The 15,722-nt window shown below is 46.5% G+C and carries 16 protein-coding genes; 8 read left to right on the top strand and 8 right to left on the bottom strand.

Features of this window, described 5'->3' with window-relative positions; translation table 11 throughout:
* The first annotated feature begins 551 nt into the window (after positions 1 to 551).
* Positions 552 to 887, top strand: coding sequence for a hypothetical protein (locus MHN31_RS06890; protein ID WP_125560273.1), 336 nt, complete (start codon positions 552 to 554; stop codon positions 885 to 887).
* A 95-nt stretch (positions 888 to 982) separates the two neighbouring features.
* Here MHN31_RS06890 and MHN31_RS06895 read toward each other — a convergent pair whose 3' ends face one another.
* The 4 genes from MHN31_RS06895 to MHN31_RS06910 all read right to left on the bottom strand — a co-directional run bounded on the left by MHN31_RS06895 (position 983) and on the right by MHN31_RS06910 (position 5,440).
* A complete protein-coding gene (locus tag MHN31_RS06895) occupies positions 983 to 1,894 on the bottom strand; it encodes an SDR family NAD(P)-dependent oxidoreductase (RefSeq protein ID WP_194867707.1) in 912 nt (303 codons plus the stop codon).
* Positions 1,895 to 2,021: 127 nt separating this feature from the next.
* On the bottom strand, positions 2,022 to 2,876 hold the full coding sequence (locus MHN31_RS06900; RefSeq protein ID WP_239443860.1) for an AraC family transcriptional regulator: 855 nt from the start codon (positions 2,874 to 2,876) through the stop codon (positions 2,022 to 2,024).
* 32 nt (positions 2,877 to 2,908) lie between these two features.
* The gene (locus tag MHN31_RS06905) at positions 2,909 to 3,406 is read right to left on the bottom strand and encodes an SRPBCC family protein (RefSeq protein WP_239443861.1); all 498 of its coding nucleotides are present in this window, start codon (positions 3,404 to 3,406) and stop codon (positions 2,909 to 2,911) included.
* 297 nt (positions 3,407 to 3,703) lie between these two features.
* A complete protein-coding gene (locus MHN31_RS06910) occupies positions 3,704 to 5,440 on the bottom strand; it encodes a M12 family metallopeptidase (protein ID WP_239443862.1) in 1,737 nt (578 codons plus the stop codon).
* Between the two features lie 457 nt (positions 5,441 to 5,897).
* Here MHN31_RS06910 and MHN31_RS06915 point away from each other — a divergent pair, with 457 nt between their 5' ends.
* Complete coding sequence (locus tag MHN31_RS06915; RefSeq protein WP_228553322.1) at positions 5,898 to 6,362, top strand: hypothetical protein; 465 nt, start codon at positions 5,898 to 5,900, stop codon at positions 6,360 to 6,362.
* 60 nt (positions 6,363 to 6,422) lie between these two features.
* On the opposite strand, the gene MHN31_RS06920 is transcribed toward MHN31_RS06915, so the two are convergent.
* Entirely contained in the window at positions 6,423 to 8,543 is a 2,121-nt protein-coding gene (locus MHN31_RS06920) for a TonB-dependent receptor (RefSeq protein WP_239443863.1), read from the bottom strand.
* A gap of 188 nt (positions 8,544 to 8,731) precedes the next feature.
* Between MHN31_RS06920 and MHN31_RS06925 the strand changes: the two genes are divergently transcribed.
* Positions 8,732 to 9,589, top strand: a complete 858-nt coding sequence (locus tag MHN31_RS06925) for a LysR family transcriptional regulator (protein ID WP_194867712.1) — start codon at positions 8,732 to 8,734, stop codon at positions 9,587 to 9,589.
* 21 nt (positions 9,590 to 9,610) lie between these two features.
* Here the strand turns inward: MHN31_RS06925 and MHN31_RS06930 are convergent, their stop codons facing one another.
* The 3 genes from MHN31_RS06930 to MHN31_RS06940 all read right to left on the bottom strand — a co-directional run bounded on the left by MHN31_RS06930 (position 9,611) and on the right by MHN31_RS06940 (position 12,409).
* A complete protein-coding gene (locus tag MHN31_RS06930; RefSeq protein WP_125560288.1) occupies positions 9,611 to 10,090 on the bottom strand; it encodes a hypothetical protein in 480 nt (159 codons plus the stop codon).
* A 109-nt stretch (positions 10,091 to 10,199) separates the two neighbouring features.
* A complete protein-coding gene (locus MHN31_RS06935) occupies positions 10,200 to 11,009 on the bottom strand; it encodes a hypothetical protein (RefSeq protein ID WP_239443865.1) in 810 nt (269 codons plus the stop codon).
* A 53-nt stretch (positions 11,010 to 11,062) separates the two neighbouring features.
* Positions 11,063 to 12,409: an amidohydrolase family protein gene (locus MHN31_RS06940; RefSeq protein ID WP_194867714.1), complete on the bottom strand. Its 1,347-nt coding sequence runs from the start codon at positions 12,407 to 12,409 to the stop codon at positions 11,063 to 11,065.
* Positions 12,410 to 12,670: 261 nt separating this feature from the next.
* On the opposite strand from MHN31_RS06940, the gene MHN31_RS06945 reads away from it, so the two are divergent.
* From MHN31_RS06945 to MHN31_RS06965, 5 genes are all read left to right on the top strand, one after another.
* Positions 12,671 to 13,078 carry a GNAT family N-acetyltransferase gene (locus MHN31_RS06945; RefSeq protein WP_138536960.1) on the top strand — a complete coding sequence of 136 codons (408 nt, stop codon included), beginning with the start codon at positions 12,671 to 12,673 and terminating at the stop codon, positions 13,076 to 13,078.
* A 14-nt stretch (positions 13,079 to 13,092) separates the two neighbouring features.
* Complete coding sequence (locus MHN31_RS06950; protein WP_239443866.1) at positions 13,093 to 13,515, top strand: VOC family protein; 423 nt, start codon at positions 13,093 to 13,095, stop codon at positions 13,513 to 13,515.
* Positions 13,516 to 13,613: 98 nt separating this feature from the next.
* Positions 13,614 to 14,216 carry a hypothetical protein gene (locus tag MHN31_RS06955; RefSeq protein WP_239443867.1) on the top strand — a complete coding sequence of 201 codons (603 nt, stop codon included), beginning with the start codon at positions 13,614 to 13,616 and terminating at the stop codon, positions 14,214 to 14,216.
* A gap of 169 nt (positions 14,217 to 14,385) precedes the next feature.
* Positions 14,386 to 14,775 carry a disulfide bond formation protein B gene (locus tag MHN31_RS06960; protein ID WP_239443868.1) on the top strand — a complete coding sequence of 130 codons (390 nt, stop codon included), beginning with the start codon at positions 14,386 to 14,388 and terminating at the stop codon, positions 14,773 to 14,775.
* A 107-nt stretch (positions 14,776 to 14,882) separates the two neighbouring features.
* A complete protein-coding gene (locus MHN31_RS06965) occupies positions 14,883 to 15,689 on the top strand; it encodes a PhzF family phenazine biosynthesis protein (RefSeq protein ID WP_239443869.1) in 807 nt (268 codons plus the stop codon).
* The last annotated feature ends 33 nt before the right edge of the window (positions 15,690 to 15,722 follow it).

The raw sequence follows: 15,722 nt of genomic DNA on the forward strand, positions 1-15,722 counted from the left end.
TTCATGGATGTGTCGTGCAAAGTCGTGCTTTAGCGTGGCCTTTGCGCAAGGTGAAATGAGCAGTTTTAGCTGGACTTACACTGTGCGCTAATCAGTATTGCCACTCGTACCTTAATCGTCGCAGACTCGGCGTCCCCGCTCACTTTGCGCAAGGTGAAACGAGCAGTTTTAGCTGGGCTTGCACTGTACGCCAATCAGTATTGCCACTCGTACCTTAATCATCGCAGACTCGGCGCCCCCGCTCGTTGACCAGGTTATCAGGATTTGGTGGTCGATGTGAGTCCAGTTCCGATAGTTCAGTGCGGTCATTGAGCAAGGTAAAGTACGCTGTTTTCGCTGAATTTAGACTACTTTTTAAGGTCTGAGGGGCTGATTTATCATTAAGCCATTCCACGATGTGAGTCAGAACAAGTTCAGAGCAAACATGTTCACATTGTACCGATAAGGTTGTTACTATAGAGTTTTGAATAGCAATAACAAAAGTTATAAAAAACAATGCCCCTACAGGGTTTTACTATTTACTTAGCATATATTAAATAAGGATTATTATAATGAAAAAGCTCATTTTATCAGTTGCTTTAGCTCTGACTTCTTTAGGCGCACAGGCCAATACCTGTAGCAGTATAGGCTGTACAAGCGTCATTGAAACACTTTATACCAGTGAAAATGGCAACATCTACGTTGGATTTCCGGCCGATGAAAAGCTGGCAAATTGCACGCCGCAAAGTGGTGTTTACTTTACCTTAAGACCTGAAGCAAAAAACAAAAACCAAATGTATTCAACTTTAATTTATGCGCTGGCAGCCAATAAGAAAGTGCAGGCGCGTATTCACGAAAGCTCCCAGGGTTGCTCCATCGCCTGGGTGAGTGTAGACACTCGTTGGTAGTCTGATAAGAAAGAAGCTAACTCACACTCGTCTTGTTGAGGTCTTTGCTCTGGGTGAAGCTCTTTCGCCCAGAGCGCTGTTCAGTGTATCTGGCGCTATACAAAGCGTTGAATTGCCTGGTAGGCATTGTCCTGATACTGCTGATTGTTCAGGTCTTCAAATAGCTCCGCTTGATCCCCGATAGGGCCCGTTAACCCTTTCTGACTGGCGTAAAATGTGCCACTTTTTAATTCTTCATCAAACAACCCCATCAGATAGCGTTTCGCGCCCTCTTCAACTTTATGGACTTTGCCGAGCCATAGCATAACTTGCATCATGCTCTTCATAACATATTGCTTTACAAAGGAGAGAGAGTTAAAGCCATCAGTGCCTGTAGTCGCACCTGGGCTCATGGTGATGAATTTCAGCTGTGGATGGCGTCTGGCCATTGCCGACATCCATAATGCCCCCATATATTTGATTGGCCCGTAAGGTATGGTCGCATCTGTGGTGGAGCCAAAGAACGACCCGTCACAGACAGAAGCAAACTCCTCAACCGACGAGGTGTTTAGCTCCGGACGCTTCATGCCCATTTCCTTCACGCCCCGGGCGGCTTCTGAGCCTGCATAGAGGGCAACCTGAGTAAGTTTCTGCGCCTTAATAAGCTCTTCTGTCAGTACGCTGTGCCCCAGCAGATTAACTGCAAATATCTCGGTGACGCCCTGTTCATTCAGTTTGTTAAATTGTTTACCGCCCGTGCCTCCGGCATTCATGATCAGTGCATCAATACTCTCTGGTAGCTGTTGTACGGCGGATCGCACCGAGCTTAAATTGCTGACATTGAGCTGGACAATCTCAAAAATACGCTTGCCTGTTTGTTGTTCCAGTGCCATTTTAGCTGCTTCTGCTTTGTCACGGTTGCGACATCCCAGGTAGATCTTTTTAATGTCCGGATACGCTGCAATCTGCTTTGCTGCCTCTTTACCTAAACCTGCATTTGCGCCAGTGATTAATACGCGAGTGATCATAATGTGCCTCTTTCTAAATTCGGGTGTTGAGTTTATGAGACCAGATTAGCGAAAAGCGCGTTGTTGCTTTTGATATTTCTTGCGGTATTGAATATGTATTGCCGGGTTATAAAAAAAGCCTGATAGTTCAGGCTTTTAGTGTTACCGGGATATTTAGGTACACTTTATTGTTGGGATCCGCGTCATTAAAGCCGCCTGGCAATAACTCGAAATCGGGCTTGTCAGCGTACTCATAACGGCTCTTTGGCAGCCAGCTCCCCCAAATATACCTCAGGGTTTCTTCCAGGTTTGCGATAGGCCCTGTATGTGTAAATCTGGCATAGGTTTGTGCAGCCAGTTCTCGTGTGATCAGACCATCCGGCACGTCATCAAAATTTTCAACCTGAGCTGAGCAAATATAAACAAATCGAGTGACGTCTCCGTCTTCCTGATAGTTTTCATAGATACCAAAAAAGTGATCGCCTACCCGATTGGGGATTTTGTCACGATAGGGGCGAAAGCCTGACCAAAGCTTGGGCAAGCTGAGATCTCCATCTTCGTATACATTGGCAATCCCCACGATTTTCATCGCAGGTTGTTCAATGATCTCGGGTTCCATACTGATGTTGTTTTGCAAAAATGCCAGATCGTCAGGACTAAATGGCTTTTTGTATAACAAGCGAAATGGTTCGTTTATTTTGCGATATTGTGCGGGCGTCATATCGAATAGTGCCTTAAATGCCCGAGTGAATGCTTCTTGAGAATCAAACTGACAGTCCAGGGCCAGGGTTAATATGCTCACATCGTCTGTTAACAGTCGCTTTGCAGCTAGGGTCAATCTGCGTTTGCGAAGGTACTCTTTTGGGGTGTCGCCTACCAAAGCTTTGAAAATCCTACTGTAGTGATATGTTGAATAGTGGGATGCCGCTGCGATTTCATGCACGCTGATTTTTTCATGCAAATGCGCTTCAATGTAGTCGATACTTTTAAAAAAACGATCCATCCCACAGTCCTCTTTTATCTTGATGGGTATAGTCACACGCTGACCGGTGCTGGTTGAACAAGGTTATCTTCCGCGTACCGTTTTAACCCTGCTAATAGTTTGCCAAAGGCGATGGGAAACACCAGCCGAAGCAGTGGGTAAAACAGGTAGGCAAACCATTTAAGCTGTGGCGAGGCTGTCCAGATCACCTTGCTTTGGTTTTTACCAATCGACTGCACTGACATCATAACGTGGTTCTGCCGAATAGGCACAATGGCAGGGTTGTTAACTGGCAGCACATTAAAAGCGATGCTCTTGTCCGTTTCACTGAATTCGGTAATGACCTCTTTGACTTTCGCACCATTTGGATTGTCACTTAAATTGCAAACTCGCCCTTCCATTGGGGCGCCTAGGCGGCTGCTGCCTTTACCGAGTGCTTCAGAGTAGGGTATAGGTCCCATCCATAGATGTGCTTTATCAAATTGATGGGCGACTAAATCCCAAACTTGTTCTGCCGATTTATTAATGATGATTGATTTGGTGATCTTCATGATTAGCTCCAGGAATTGATAGTGAAGCTAGTGTAAAAGGTTATATGTGTGAGTTTTTGATATTTCTTGCTGCGTTTGATAAAAGCAGAGTGAGCGTCACCTCTCATTTAGTTGCTTTGTAGCCGTATGTCGCTTTACACATGGTGAAATGAGTTGCTTTAGCTGCCTTCTATAGTTGGAAAATAGCCTGGGAAGCCGCTATTCAAAGTGCCTCCCAGGCTATTCATCACTGGATGTACATGGCACTAAGCGCCACTGAGATTAAATTTAGCGCTCTCAATCACGCTATTTTAAAACTTAAAAGTCACTCCAGACGCTCACTGTTTCTGTAGCGGTAGGACCACATCCATTGATATTACATGCGGTAATGGATACTTGATATCTGCCATCAGGTGCTTTCCTGTAAATAGACTTATAGCCACCGTCTGTATCTTGATAAGGGGTTTGGATACTTCCAGTGTATACTAAACCTTGCCCTGCTATACGGAAGCGATACTCAGTTGCGCGAGCAACCTTGTAAAACCCAAACTCAGCAATATTGTCCCAATCAGAATCAATAAGGTCATCAATGCGTGGGGCCGAAGTTGGCACGCCTTCGATCTTTACTGAATGCTTATGTGTTAGCGTTGCTTTGTCACTGCATCCTCGAGCATTACACGCTTGAATTTCATATTTGTAGGTGCCGGAAGGCAGAGATTGTTTGAGTGAATTGCCGATGATCTGTCCTAAGTATGAACCATTGCGGTAAGCTTTGAAGTATTGCACTTGTGGCTGGCTGTTCCAACGAACATAGAACTCTTTGTCTGTCGAAACATTATCCTCAATGTATGGTTCTGGTTCACGAGCACGTTGCAGTACGGAGATTGTTTGAGCAGCAGATTCGCTTGAACATGCACCGCCATCCCAGCATGCCTCCACCGTGAAACGGTAGCGGTATCCATTTTTTTTCTCGGGAAGAGAGTCTCCAAAGTAAATTTCAAACGCATCTCTCCAATAGTTCGAAGCGCTAATACGGTACGTCATAGGCGTGCCCACATCTAATCTACCGTTTCGGTTGATATCAATGAACTCTTCAGATGTTTCATTTACTCTGAAGTAGTCAGGGTAATCGTGGACTTGATACCAGACCACTGAAATACGTAAGCTTGTTTCATCTTTGTGGCTAGACCCCAGAAATACAGGCGTTTGCGACCGATTACGACCATATCCATCACGTAACGACTGCAGATCACCATTTGACATGCGAAAATTGCCCAGAGTGTTTATTGCTGCCCCAGTGTCGAGGTTTTGATAGCTGAAGGCCTTGCCTGTGGCACCTGAGGTGCACCCTGTTCTGTCGCTATTACTGTAATGCATGATGGATTGAAAATCATATGGCCGCGAGCGTGATATCAGGGATGATGTTCTGAATGCACTTTGCAAAGTACAAGGTACATAGCGGTCATTCACTGTAAGGGAGTAGCGTTGACCATCTCGTGTGTGATAGTCGCGGTCGGTACGCTGGTGCTCATGGCGATAACCCAGAATATGCAATAACTCGTGAATGGCTGTGCCTACACTACAGTAGCTGGGGATCCATGCCTGACGGCGACCGCCATTTGCATAACCTATATTCGCAGAGCAGATTTTGTTTTTTTCCCTCTCATCATCAAGGGCATGACCATAAATAGTGAGATAGTTAGAATGACTTGACGTTTTATGGACGAAATTCACCCGAGAAGCGCGTTCTATCTCCTCCATTGCCTCAAGAATGTTTTTTTCATTCTGACTGCCGCTGGCGATACCAACTAGCTGGAATGGGACGATGCCGTTTGGCCAGCCTACAGCGCTGTCTAAACCGGACGTATTAGCCGCGCGATTGGCAGAAAACGTGTGAAATTCACTTACACTGTCCAATACCATATCGCCATCTATTAGGTACTCTGGTGTACCGGTATTTTCAGGCTGACTGTTGTTGAGAGGGGCTGTAGAGGCCATTGAGAGTGTGGGTATGAATATGGCACCGAGTAAAAAAAGTTTTTTATTTGTAATCATTTTTGTAGTGAACCTTGTTTGTTAATGAAAGCTAAGTGTTTGGTTGGAAATACAACGGGATAACGCAACTTTATAGACTGAATTAATGGCTGCATTTCAAGTCAATTTCCCTTTTTATTCCTTTTTTAAGTCTGTTTTAATCCTTTATTCTCCTTGTTTTTTAAATTGTTAAGTAACTATCACCGAACAAGTTTTGCTTAGTTTTTTATTAACAGCGCTCCCTTTTTATACTGTTTTTGAGCGCTATTACCTTACTTGGGTAATATGAAATATTGACTACGGGATAGGGTTTTTCTTTATGGGTGGCGCTTCCTGAGGTTGTCTAGCATTGAGCGCTAAAGTATTTGTCGCCAAAGGTATAGTTCAGCTGTTATGGTGTGGGTAGTCTTTTTCCCGTTGAGCTCGGTTTAAGGGAAATAATGAACTCATTTAATGACTTTAATGACAGGAAAATAAAATGAAAAATATAATAAACGTGTTGATGTGGGGAAGTTTATTCTCATTTTCTTCATCAGTATTCGCAGATATCCAATGTGGCTCACAGTGTCAGTTGAGCAAAGTGAATCAGTATTTTGATGCGCTGGACACGGTTTCGTATAAAGGTTCTACGGTTGCGAATATTGATGCCCTGATTGGTCTGATGCACGACGAGGTTAAATACGAGCACGTGGAATATTTGGCTAATTTTGATAAAGCAAGCTGGCGACGCGCATTCTTACGTAACTATGAAAGTGGCCGGTACGATAGTGACACCAACCGTGAGATCAGGGTACTACGCACGATCCCGGGTAAAAACCACATTGCTGTAGAGTATGCTTATGGTTTTAACCAAGCTGATGGCAGTTGGCAACAGCAAGAGCCTAGGCTGGCCGTATTTGGTTTTAAAGAAGGCAAAATCAGCCTGATCAGGGAGCTGTGGTAGTGATAAGCGGCGTATCCAGGATGACGGATACGCCTGTCGTTTGTTTATTACGTCAGATAGTTAAAAGTCATAGCTGATGCCGACATACGCCGTACGCGGCATGCCGGGTTGGATACGGGTTCTGCCAAAGCGCTCCTCGTTTTGCAGCGCATAGGTTTTGTCGGTAAGGTTGGCAATTCGGGCGTGGAGTTTCACGCGTTTGCTGAGCCGGTAGTTGGCTTTGAGGTTAAACACGGTATAGCCCGAGTAAGTATCGGTGTTTTCTACGCTCAGGTAATAGTCGCCGATACTCTTGGCTTCAGCGGTGAGCCTGAGTCCTTTGATGGTCTGGCTGGTGTAGTTGAGCCTGAAATTGGCAACATATTCCGGTGCCATGTGCAGGCTGTTGCCCGACAAATCTTGCTCCATCGATTCGCCTGTCTCACGGTGAACTCGTCCCTCATCGCGAATGTAGTGACGGAACTCATGGTCGGACTGGCTGTAGGCCAGCGCAGCAGAAAATGCGCGGTTAAACTGGTAGTTCAGCCCAAGCTCAAAGCCCTGATGTCTGACACTGGAAGCGTTGACCCGGTATGAGGCGCCCAGATCACTGAATGCCGTGACAATGGCATCGTCTACATCCATCAGGTAATACGCCAGTTCAATCGACAGTGCATTCAGATTAGCTTTGTACCCCAGCTCATAGGTATCGGACGTTTCTTCTTTCAGACTCCCCAGTTGCGCACTGCTTTGGCGACTTTTGAGGTGGTACATTTCAGGTGCGGTAGGCAATCGCATTGCGTTGGCGAAGCGCGCATAGACACTGGACTGCTCGTTAAGCAAATAGTTCAGGCTCAGCTTAGGGCTGAGGTGGCTAAAGGTATCTTTACGTGAGGCAATGGAGCGATTGCCAAAGCCATCGTCTTTGTACTTGGGCAGTGCATTGTCAAACTCATATTCACTGTGGTCAAAACGCGCGCCTAGAGTATAGCTCAGTGCATCAGTAATATAGCCCAGGTGCTGGATGTAAGGTGACACGCTTTTGAAGGTGGTGGTGTCATCATAGAATACATGCCCTTGAGGGTAAGTTGCTGCGCCGCGTCCGGTGGTGATCCGGGTGGTGGGCTGGAATGAATAGGTATCTCCGGAAGTATGCTCCAAATCAACGCCCAGGGTTGTCTGAGCACTGTTTTGGTGAGACCAGCTGGCCAGAGCCAGCAAGCCGAATGTGGTAACTTCCGTTTCTTCTACCGGCATATTGGGTTGCCAGGTGGCAAGGTGTTCCAATGTGCGGTGACGCGCGTAAGGGATAAGGGACACGCTCAGGTTTTTGTCCTCATACAGATATTCAGTGCTGAGGCGTATATAATCCGTGGTTCTGCGGGGATCCAGAGCGATCACCTCGTCAGGCAGACCAGACTGAGATGGATCTTGTTCAAATTGTTCAATGCTCAGTGTGGTCAGGATCTGCTGATCAAGTGATGAGGCAATCAGTGAGGTGGTCAGGCTTTGCTTGTCGTCCAGCTGATATTCATGGCGCACGTCCAGCTCGGCTTTTTCAACAGCGTTATGGTCTCGCCAGCCATCATTATCCAGATAGGCCGCCGATACGCGCAATCCACCTTGATTGTCGTCCAGCCAGGTGGTGCTGCCGTTAATGCGTGAATAGCCATGCTCACCCAGTGTGAGACCGAGTGAATTTTTGTTGGCTGTCACAGGCTTAGATAAAACGTTGACGGTTGCAGCAACGGCTCCTGCGCCATGTAAACTGGTACCTGCACCTCGTAGTACTTCGAGGCGTGACAGGCCAATGTTGCTGGTGGTCCACCAGAGTGCGTTATGGGTATAAAAAGCAGCAGATTGCAGCGGGATATTATCCTGCAAATATAAGGTATAGCCGTCAAAGTTTATCGGCATACGCACGGCTGCGTTGTGTCCTTGTCCGCCAGATAACTGATTTATCAAAACGCCCGGTATGGTTTGCAATGACTCTGAGATATGTTGTGCATTGTCGTCAGCAATGGTTTGTTCGGATACCTGACCCACACTCAGCGCCAGATCGGTATTTGCTCTGGCTGTACGGGTGGATGTGACCGTGATTTTTTCAATCTGGTCGGCACCTGCTGTGTCAGCAGCAACCTGTGCTGAATAGACCTGTAGCAAGGCTAACGTTAATGCAGAAACAGTCAAACCGGGTTTCATGAACACCTCTTTATTCGTTGAAGGAGCTGGATAATAATCCTGCCATGCAAAAATGTACAAATTATGCGGTCAGTATACGGTGGTGTCTTTGTTGTCGATCTTTGTCAGACGGAGTAAACCAAGTTGGGTACACTGGTAAAAAATGTGTTAACTTTTGTTTTTGGATGATGACTTGTTGACTATGAGCTATGCCCCATACGCCGAATTTTGAGGATATACGCTATTTTATTGAAGTTGCCAGTACGAGAAACTTGTCTCGTGCGTCTGAGCGCCTGGGGATCACCCAGCCCAGCGTGAGTGCGGCGATGAAACGCCTTGAGCAGAATTTTGGCACCGATTTGCTGGTTCGGCATAAAAATGGTGTGGTTCTGACCAAAGCGGGTGAAGTGCTACAAGCACAGGGGCTGCGCTTTATGGCGGATTGGGCAAAATTGAAATCGAATGTCTATCAGGCAAACAGTGAAATGGCAGGCACATTCACATTGGGGTGCCACCCTTCGGTCGCATTATATACTTTGCCCCATATACTGGGACCTTTGAAAACTAAGTTCCCCTATATGGTATTCAATCTGGTTCATGACTTGTCGAGAAAAGTCACAGAGCAAGTGATCAGTAATGAGATTGACTTTGCACTGGTGATTAACCCTGTCAGACACCCAGAGCTGGTGATCCAAAGCTTGTTGTTTGATAATGTCACTATTTGGCGCGCTGAATCTGTTGAGTGCACTGAGCAGGGAACGTTACCTTTGTATTGCGATCCTAATCTGAAGCAAACACAGCAATTGTTGTTGTCTACTGCTGACTTTTCCCACCAAATAATTGCATCTAATAACCTTGAGGTGATCTCTACTTTAGTGGCCAACGGGCTGGGTTTGGGTATCTTACCTGAGCGAGTTGCCAGACGCGCACCTGCGCTTCTGGCAACGTATAATCCAGAGATCAAGCCTGTTCAGGATGAACTGTGTTTTATCTATCGAGCAGATAAGCAAAACCATGTTGTTAGTGTGCAGTTACATCGTGAAATAAAACGGCTGTTAGATAGCTGATCTATGCTGTGCTTGTTCTTTTTATAGTTGGTCACAATCAATGGCGCTCACGATGGCGTGTACGTCTGGGTTATTTGAGAGTTTTTCAAACAGTTCACCAAAGGTCTCGCCTCCTTTCGTACGTATTGTGACAACGGTGCCGTAATAGTATGTTGTCAGATCAAATGTGTAAGTCATCCCAGCGCGTGTTTGCGTGCCCAAAGCAAGTTCTGTGGAGCCATTACTGTCAGGAAAGTAATTGTCTACTATTAGATTATCGGCCAAAATCTGATAATTGCTGGTGTAGCTGTTACGACTGTTTAGTGCGATACCAATCCCGCAGTTGCGATCATGTAGTTGTGGGTAAACAACAAATAGTTCGGCTGTCTTGGTGTCTTTTTGTAAAGTTGCAAAATCACCACTGCGTTTTATCCAGTCGCCCGCATCTGCTTGTGCATTAGATACTAAGGTCAAGGCGGTTAATGTCAGCGTGCGCAAGGTGTATTTGATTGTCTGCTTCATTGTGTGAACTCCTGTTTTGTTAGTTTTCCCAACTTTAAAAAAGCCAGCTAAATTAATAAAATAGAAGTCATCAATGTGTGTGATAGACAAACCTAATGGTTCAATGATCTCATTCGTGATGCTGTAACTCATTGGCCAATTGTTGTGCCCGAGTAATTTCATCGAGTGTCATGCGCTGCTCCAGATATTGCCTTGTCCACTCAACGCGACTATACACCTCACTGTCCTGGCGGGTTTGCAAAAAGTAATGGCTGTAGGCCAGCGCCTGAATATAGTCTTGTCCGCCTGTATCAGGGTCCAGATATTGATAGCCACGGATCAGCTGTAGGATCGCTTTTTCTCCACCTAGCAATGCGACTTGCTCAGTCACTTGATACTTTTGCGCGGTGAATGCTTTCATGCGGGCAACCTGTTCATCTCTGGTAAGTGTGCTGAATTTCAGTGCCTGATGCACTTCTGTCGGGGCAAGTCGCCAAAGTGTATCGGCCGCTTCATCAGAGCCCATTTGGGCTGCTTGCATCAGTTTCTCTACATAGTTTTCATCACGGTTGGTGTCGCCCAGACAGCGCTGATATCGAGCTTTCATGGTTTCGACTATCTCGTGTACTTCATCGCGTGATAATGCCTCATCGAGCCATTGATTGAACGCTTTGTCTGTGCGCGGTACGTTGCGACATTGGCGTACTTGTACGGCCTCCATAAACAGTGCTTCAGGTGACACGGCCTGCACTTGTTTCTGTTCGGGTGGCTGACTTGTCGTGTTGATGGTTTTATTTACTCGGTCCGGGTGTTGATCCTGTTCGACAATGGGCTCTGAAACTTTGATATTTTCGGCGCTATTGTGTTCTTTTGGGTAAAACACCACAGTACAAATAGCAAGGCAAAGGCCTGCAAGCAGGCCAATATGTGTACGACGCATTAAAAGATTACCTGTTGATGAAAGGCGCCGCATCATTGAAGCGGCACCTGGGATTAAAATCCGTTTTTAAGTGCCTGAACTCGGTCTACGACTTTGCCCTGATGGATCACCGCATGTATTTTTTGGGTGTTCTGAATACTTTCAATCGGTGAGGCATCCAGTATCACAAAGCTTGCCTGAGCCCCTGGTTTTAGACTGTTGTCTATTCCCAAAAAGGTACCTGCCTGTGTGGTTGTCGCTGCCAGCGTCTGCCAGTTAGACATGCCTGCTTCGCTCAGCTTTAGCATTTCTCTGTGCACTGAATAACCCTGGATGGTGCCATAATTACCAGCGTCTGTTCCGTTTAAAATAGTGACGCCAGCTTTAACTAACTCGGCCAGGTTGGCAATTCTTTGTGTATCCTGGTTACGCCACTTTGCTTCTCTGTCTCCCCACTTCTTCATTGTTTCTTCGCTCTGGTAACCTGCAATGATGGCTGGGGTGGTCATAGCCTGAAGCAGCTCAGAGGCGATCACTGTCTTGTCGAACAGAAAGTCTGTTAGATCGGTATGAACTGTCATGGTCGGGATCACCACCATTTTCGCCGCTGCAATTTTATCTGCCAGTCCTGCCGGGATCGGTGTGCCGGGCATGTGAGTGAACGCTGAGGCTCCTACGTCGATGGCATCGATGACTTCCTGCCAGGTTTTAAGGTGGACGATGGTTTTGATCCCGAGTTTGTTGCTTTGCTGGACGATGGCAGCAAAAGTGGCTTTATCAATCGAGGGCTGATCGTCACTGGGTTGGTAAACCACTTTAATCACGTCGGGCTTGGCTTTCGCCAGACTTTGCACCTGAGCGACAGCCTCTTCCGGGGTTGACATAGTGCGTGTTTCCAGGCCGTATTCTGTGCAATGGCCTTTTGGTGCGGTCAGACAAGATAAACTGCTGTAGATATCGGCACCAAAATAGGTGCCTGCTCTTTGCTTTGTGCGTGCGTCTATCAGGCCTTGCTCATCGCCAAATAAGTCGACAAATCCGGTGACACCCGCATACAGCACGCGCTGGGAGATTTTTTCAGTTCCGGCAAAATCTGATTTGGCATAAGGAGCCCGATTGCCAAACGCATGAACATGCATGTCGATCAGCCCCGGGATAAGCCAGCGGTTATTCAGGTTGAGTGTCCGCCCTTTAAAGTTGACCGGAGGCGCTGGGTATTCAGCGGCTATTTTACCTTGTTCAATCAGCAAAGCACTGCGGCGGATCTCTTGTTGTTCGACATCGACAATCTGAACCTGAGTAAGTAGTAATGCATCGGATGACATGACCTGTGTTTCAGCTGCGTAGCTAAATTGTGCACTTAAACACATGCTGATGGCGCCACCGAGTAAGCCTGTGAGTTTTGGAATTATTGTTTTCATTATCAGGGTCCTTGAGCAGAAAATTGTTTTTTATTAGTGTCATATCCAACACCATAGTGTGCCGATGTAACAGATAGTGTGCAACGTTAAATATTCTGAATTACCTAATGTAAAGGGGGTTGACGCAATCTAAAAAGGTGCCGACGCACGTTCAATATGACCGAGATTGATTTTGTTACTGTATAACGTTTACTTTCGTTAAACTGTTTTTATATACAGTATTTTGTGGTTTACTATGTATCTAAATAGGAGACGAAAACGATGCTAGAATTAATACAACAAGTACCTTCTGCCCAGGAGTATTGCGATATGCGTGTTAAGGCCGGGCTCTCGCCAAAGTCGCTGGAAGCGGCTGAAATTGGCTTACCTAATACACTTTATGGGGTTTCGATCCGCGAGGGCGAAAAGTTGATTGCGATGGGCCGGGTGGTCGGTGACGGTGCCTGTAATTTTGAGGTGGTCGATGTGGCAGTCGACCCAGCTTATCAGGGGCAAGGGCTGGGTCGCCGTGTGATGGAATCGATTGATGCGTATTTGTCGTCTGTGGCATTGCCCGGATCTTATGTGTCCATGATTGCTGATGAGCCGATATTTTACGAGAAACTGGGGTACAGACTGGTTGCACCAAAGAGCCAGGGTATGACCAAGAAGTTTCAGCCCCGCAAATAAGCTTAAGGGTCACTATGAAACAGAACATTGCGCACGTTGCGCTGGTGGTTAACGACTACGACGAAGCGCTCGACTTTTATGTGGGTAAACTTGGGTTTGAGTTGATAGAAGATACCTATCAGGCCGAGCAGGATAAACGCTGGGTCGTAGTGGCTCCCCCGAATTCTCATGGGGTGGCTTTATTGTTGGCAAAAGCTTCTAAACCCCGACAAAACCCCTTTATCGGTGATCAGGCTGGCGGTCGAGTGTTTTTGTTTTTAAGTACCGATGACTTTTGGCGGGATTATGAATGGATGAAAGCCAAGGGAATACATTTTGTGCGTGAGCCCGCTACGCAGGACTATGGCACTGTCGCTGTGTTCGAAGATCTCTATGGTAATTTATGGGATCTGATCCAATATGTTGATGGTCACCCTATGTCGACCAGATGCCGCTAGTTGTAGCGGGACTGGCGAGCAATATTTGCTGCTGAGCATGGGTAAATAGCGTACACTCGCGAAACCATCCAATGTCGTATTTTTTGGGCTATATAACAATGATAAAAGTTGATTACTCTCAGTATACTCAAGCTGAACTTCATGAAGCGCTGCAACAAATCACGCCTGATTCAGAGCACTATTCAGCCCTGCTCGCTGAAATAGATGCTCGTCAGGAAGAAGCCGAATTGCACGAACAACAGCGAGTGGAGAATGGGCCCAAAAATGCTGAAAGGCGTGTAAAAGTCATTGGGTATATACAGCTTCTGGCTGCATTTGTGATGACAGTCGGGCTGATATTTGGGCCTCTTACGTCATGGTTATCTTTTATTAGCGTGCCTTTTATCCTGCTCAGTGCTGCTGCGGGTTATACGGCGATTAAAGAGCAGGCAAAATGGTATTGGTTATCAATACTGAATCAGGGGTTACAGGTTGTTAGTTTTTCTTTTGGCGTACTTAATTACAAGTATACGGGGCTTGGCGGAATTCAAATCGGCTTCACCTGGTTGAAAGACTTTGAACTGTCTTTTGGTATTTTATTTTCTTCTACCGTTCGCTTGACTGGTGACGCTGGCGCGTTTTCTTTAAATGCGGTTCAGATAGATGTGCTTGCGTTGGTATTGATGATTGCCTTGCTTACGCGAAGAGAGCGTCAGCAATAAGCCAGCCCTGAAGTGGCTGTTCGGGCCGCTTATCTGTTGCATGTTATCTTTCTTATTCCTTAATCATCTTATTTATACCTTTAACGAATATGTGATATTATATCTCGATTGTGCTGTATGAGCTGTTGACTGTAATCCGAATAGCTCGTTGATTAAGAAAGGTAAATGTATGTTATTTGAATTAGAAACCTATACTCGCCATGCCAAGTGGCTGGGCCTGTTTGCGATTGGTGTGTCCATCCTTGCCTGGACGGTTGAGCTAATGGGGGTGGTTTATGTCTGCCCTTACTGCCGTGTGCAACGCACCGTAATTGGTCTGCTAGGACTCATTTTGTTCACCGGTGCTGCGCGTCACTGGCTGGGCAAATATGCTGCACTGGTATTTGGTTTCTTTGGTGCAGTTGTTGCGGCAAATCAGCATTTTATGGGTTGGAAAAAAATCTCGGCTGGTAAGTTTGAATTCAATGATACCCTTATCATTGATCCCTTCTTGCTGTCGGGTCTCGCAATGACGGCTATCATCGGCCTGGTTTGGTTGATAACCCGACAAGAAAAGTGATTGTTTCCCGCTTCATTGTGTTTACTATGGGTCACAATGAAGTGATTTGATTGAGCGTGCTGGCGCGGCCGTCGGAGTGTCAGTATGCTCCTTGTTAAGGAAGCATGATGAAGTATGACATATACATAGTAGATGCCTTTACCCAGGCTCAATTCAAAGGCAATTCGGCCGCCGTAGTCCCTGTTAATCTATGGCCGGAAGACACCACAATGCAGCAGATTGCTGCTGAAAACAACCTCTCTGAAACCGCTTTTATTCGCGCTGTTGATACCGCATCAGGTCATCAATTTGAGATCCGCTGGTTCTCTCCGCTGACAGAAATCGCCTTTTGTGGTCATGCGACACTCGCTGCTTCGTTTGTGATTTTTAATCATTTAGCTGCCCAGGGCGAGATCACCTTTCTTACTCGCGAGGTGGGCCCTTTAACCGTTAATCAGTTGCCGGATCAGCGAATAGAAATGAGCTTTCCGAACCAGCAGCCTGAACCTGTTGCGCAAGCTCCGGCTGTGTTATTGGAAGGCTTGTCTGAGCAGCCTGTAGAGGTGCTCAAAAATCGCCAGGCCTACTTTGCTGTGTTCGATCAAGCCGCCTCGGTAGAGCAATTGACATACCATAGTGAGTTGCTCAAACAGTTGGCTCCGCTGGACGTGGTTGCAACAGCACGGTCTGACAATTATGACTTCATTTCTCGCTACTTTTGGCCTGCCAATGGCGGCGATGAAGATCCCGTAACTGGTTCCATTCATGCAGGGCTGGCCCCTTACTGGGCAGAGTTATCGGGTCGCGATGAATTGGTGGCTTATCAGGCTTCGCAGCGTGGTGGAGTATTACATTGTCAGGTAGCAGGCGAGCGGGTTTTGGTATCCGGGTTTGGGGTATTGTATTTGCAGGGGACTATTTTCGTTGCTGATTAAACAAAGCCCGAAGTATGGCACTTCGGGCTAAGG

Source organism: Pseudoalteromonas sp. McH1-42 (genome assembly GCF_022347845.1).
Taxonomy (GTDB): Bacteria; Pseudomonadota; Gammaproteobacteria; order Enterobacterales; family Alteromonadaceae; genus Pseudoalteromonas; species Pseudoalteromonas rubra_D.

What these genes read in the sequence shown, in the direction of transcription:
- MHN31_RS06890 (WP_125560273.1), top strand. Translation starts at nt 552, where the DNA reads ATGAAAAAGCTCATTTTATCAGTTGCTTTAGCTCTGACTTCTTTAGGC.
- MHN31_RS06920 (WP_239443863.1), bottom strand. Translation starts at nt 8,543, where the DNA reads ATGAAACCCGGTTTGACTGTTTCTGCATTAACGTTAGCCTTGCTACAG.
- MHN31_RS06940 (WP_194867714.1), bottom strand. Translation starts at nt 12,409, where the DNA reads ATGAAAACAATAATTCCAAAACTCACAGGCTTACTCGGTGGCGCCATC.
- MHN31_RS06960 (WP_239443868.1), top strand. Translation starts at nt 14,386, where the DNA reads ATGTTATTTGAATTAGAAACCTATACTCGCCATGCCAAGTGGCTGGGC.
- MHN31_RS06915 (WP_228553322.1), top strand. Translation starts at nt 5,898, where the DNA reads ATGAAAAATATAATAAACGTGTTGATGTGGGGAAGTTTATTCTCATTT.
- MHN31_RS06965 (WP_239443869.1), top strand. Translation starts at nt 14,883, where the DNA reads ATGAAGTATGACATATACATAGTAGATGCCTTTACCCAGGCTCAATTC.
- MHN31_RS06895 (WP_194867707.1), bottom strand. Translation starts at nt 1,894, where the DNA reads ATGATCACTCGCGTATTAATCACTGGCGCAAATGCAGGTTTAGGTAAA.
- MHN31_RS06930 (WP_125560288.1), bottom strand. Translation starts at nt 10,090, where the DNA reads ATGAAGCAGACAATCAAATACACCTTGCGCACGCTGACATTAACCGCC.
- MHN31_RS06950 (WP_239443866.1), top strand. Translation starts at nt 13,093, where the DNA reads ATGAAACAGAACATTGCGCACGTTGCGCTGGTGGTTAACGACTACGAC.
- MHN31_RS06910 (WP_239443862.1), bottom strand. Translation starts at nt 5,440, where the DNA reads ATGATTACAAATAAAAAACTTTTTTTACTCGGTGCCATATTCATACCC.
- MHN31_RS06900 (WP_239443860.1), bottom strand. Translation starts at nt 2,876, where the DNA reads ATGGATCGTTTTTTTAAAAGTATCGACTACATTGAAGCGCATTTGCAT.
- MHN31_RS06935 (WP_239443865.1), bottom strand. Translation starts at nt 11,009, where the DNA reads ATGCGTCGTACACATATTGGCCTGCTTGCAGGCCTTTGCCTTGCTATT.
- MHN31_RS06905 (WP_239443861.1), bottom strand. Translation starts at nt 3,406, where the DNA reads ATGAAGATCACCAAATCAATCATCATTAATAAATCGGCAGAACAAGTT.
- MHN31_RS06925 (WP_194867712.1), top strand. Translation starts at nt 8,732, where the DNA reads ATGCCCCATACGCCGAATTTTGAGGATATACGCTATTTTATTGAAGTT.
- MHN31_RS06955 (WP_239443867.1), top strand. Translation starts at nt 13,614, where the DNA reads ATGATAAAAGTTGATTACTCTCAGTATACTCAAGCTGAACTTCATGAA.
- MHN31_RS06945 (WP_138536960.1), top strand. Translation starts at nt 12,671, where the DNA reads ATGCTAGAATTAATACAACAAGTACCTTCTGCCCAGGAGTATTGCGAT.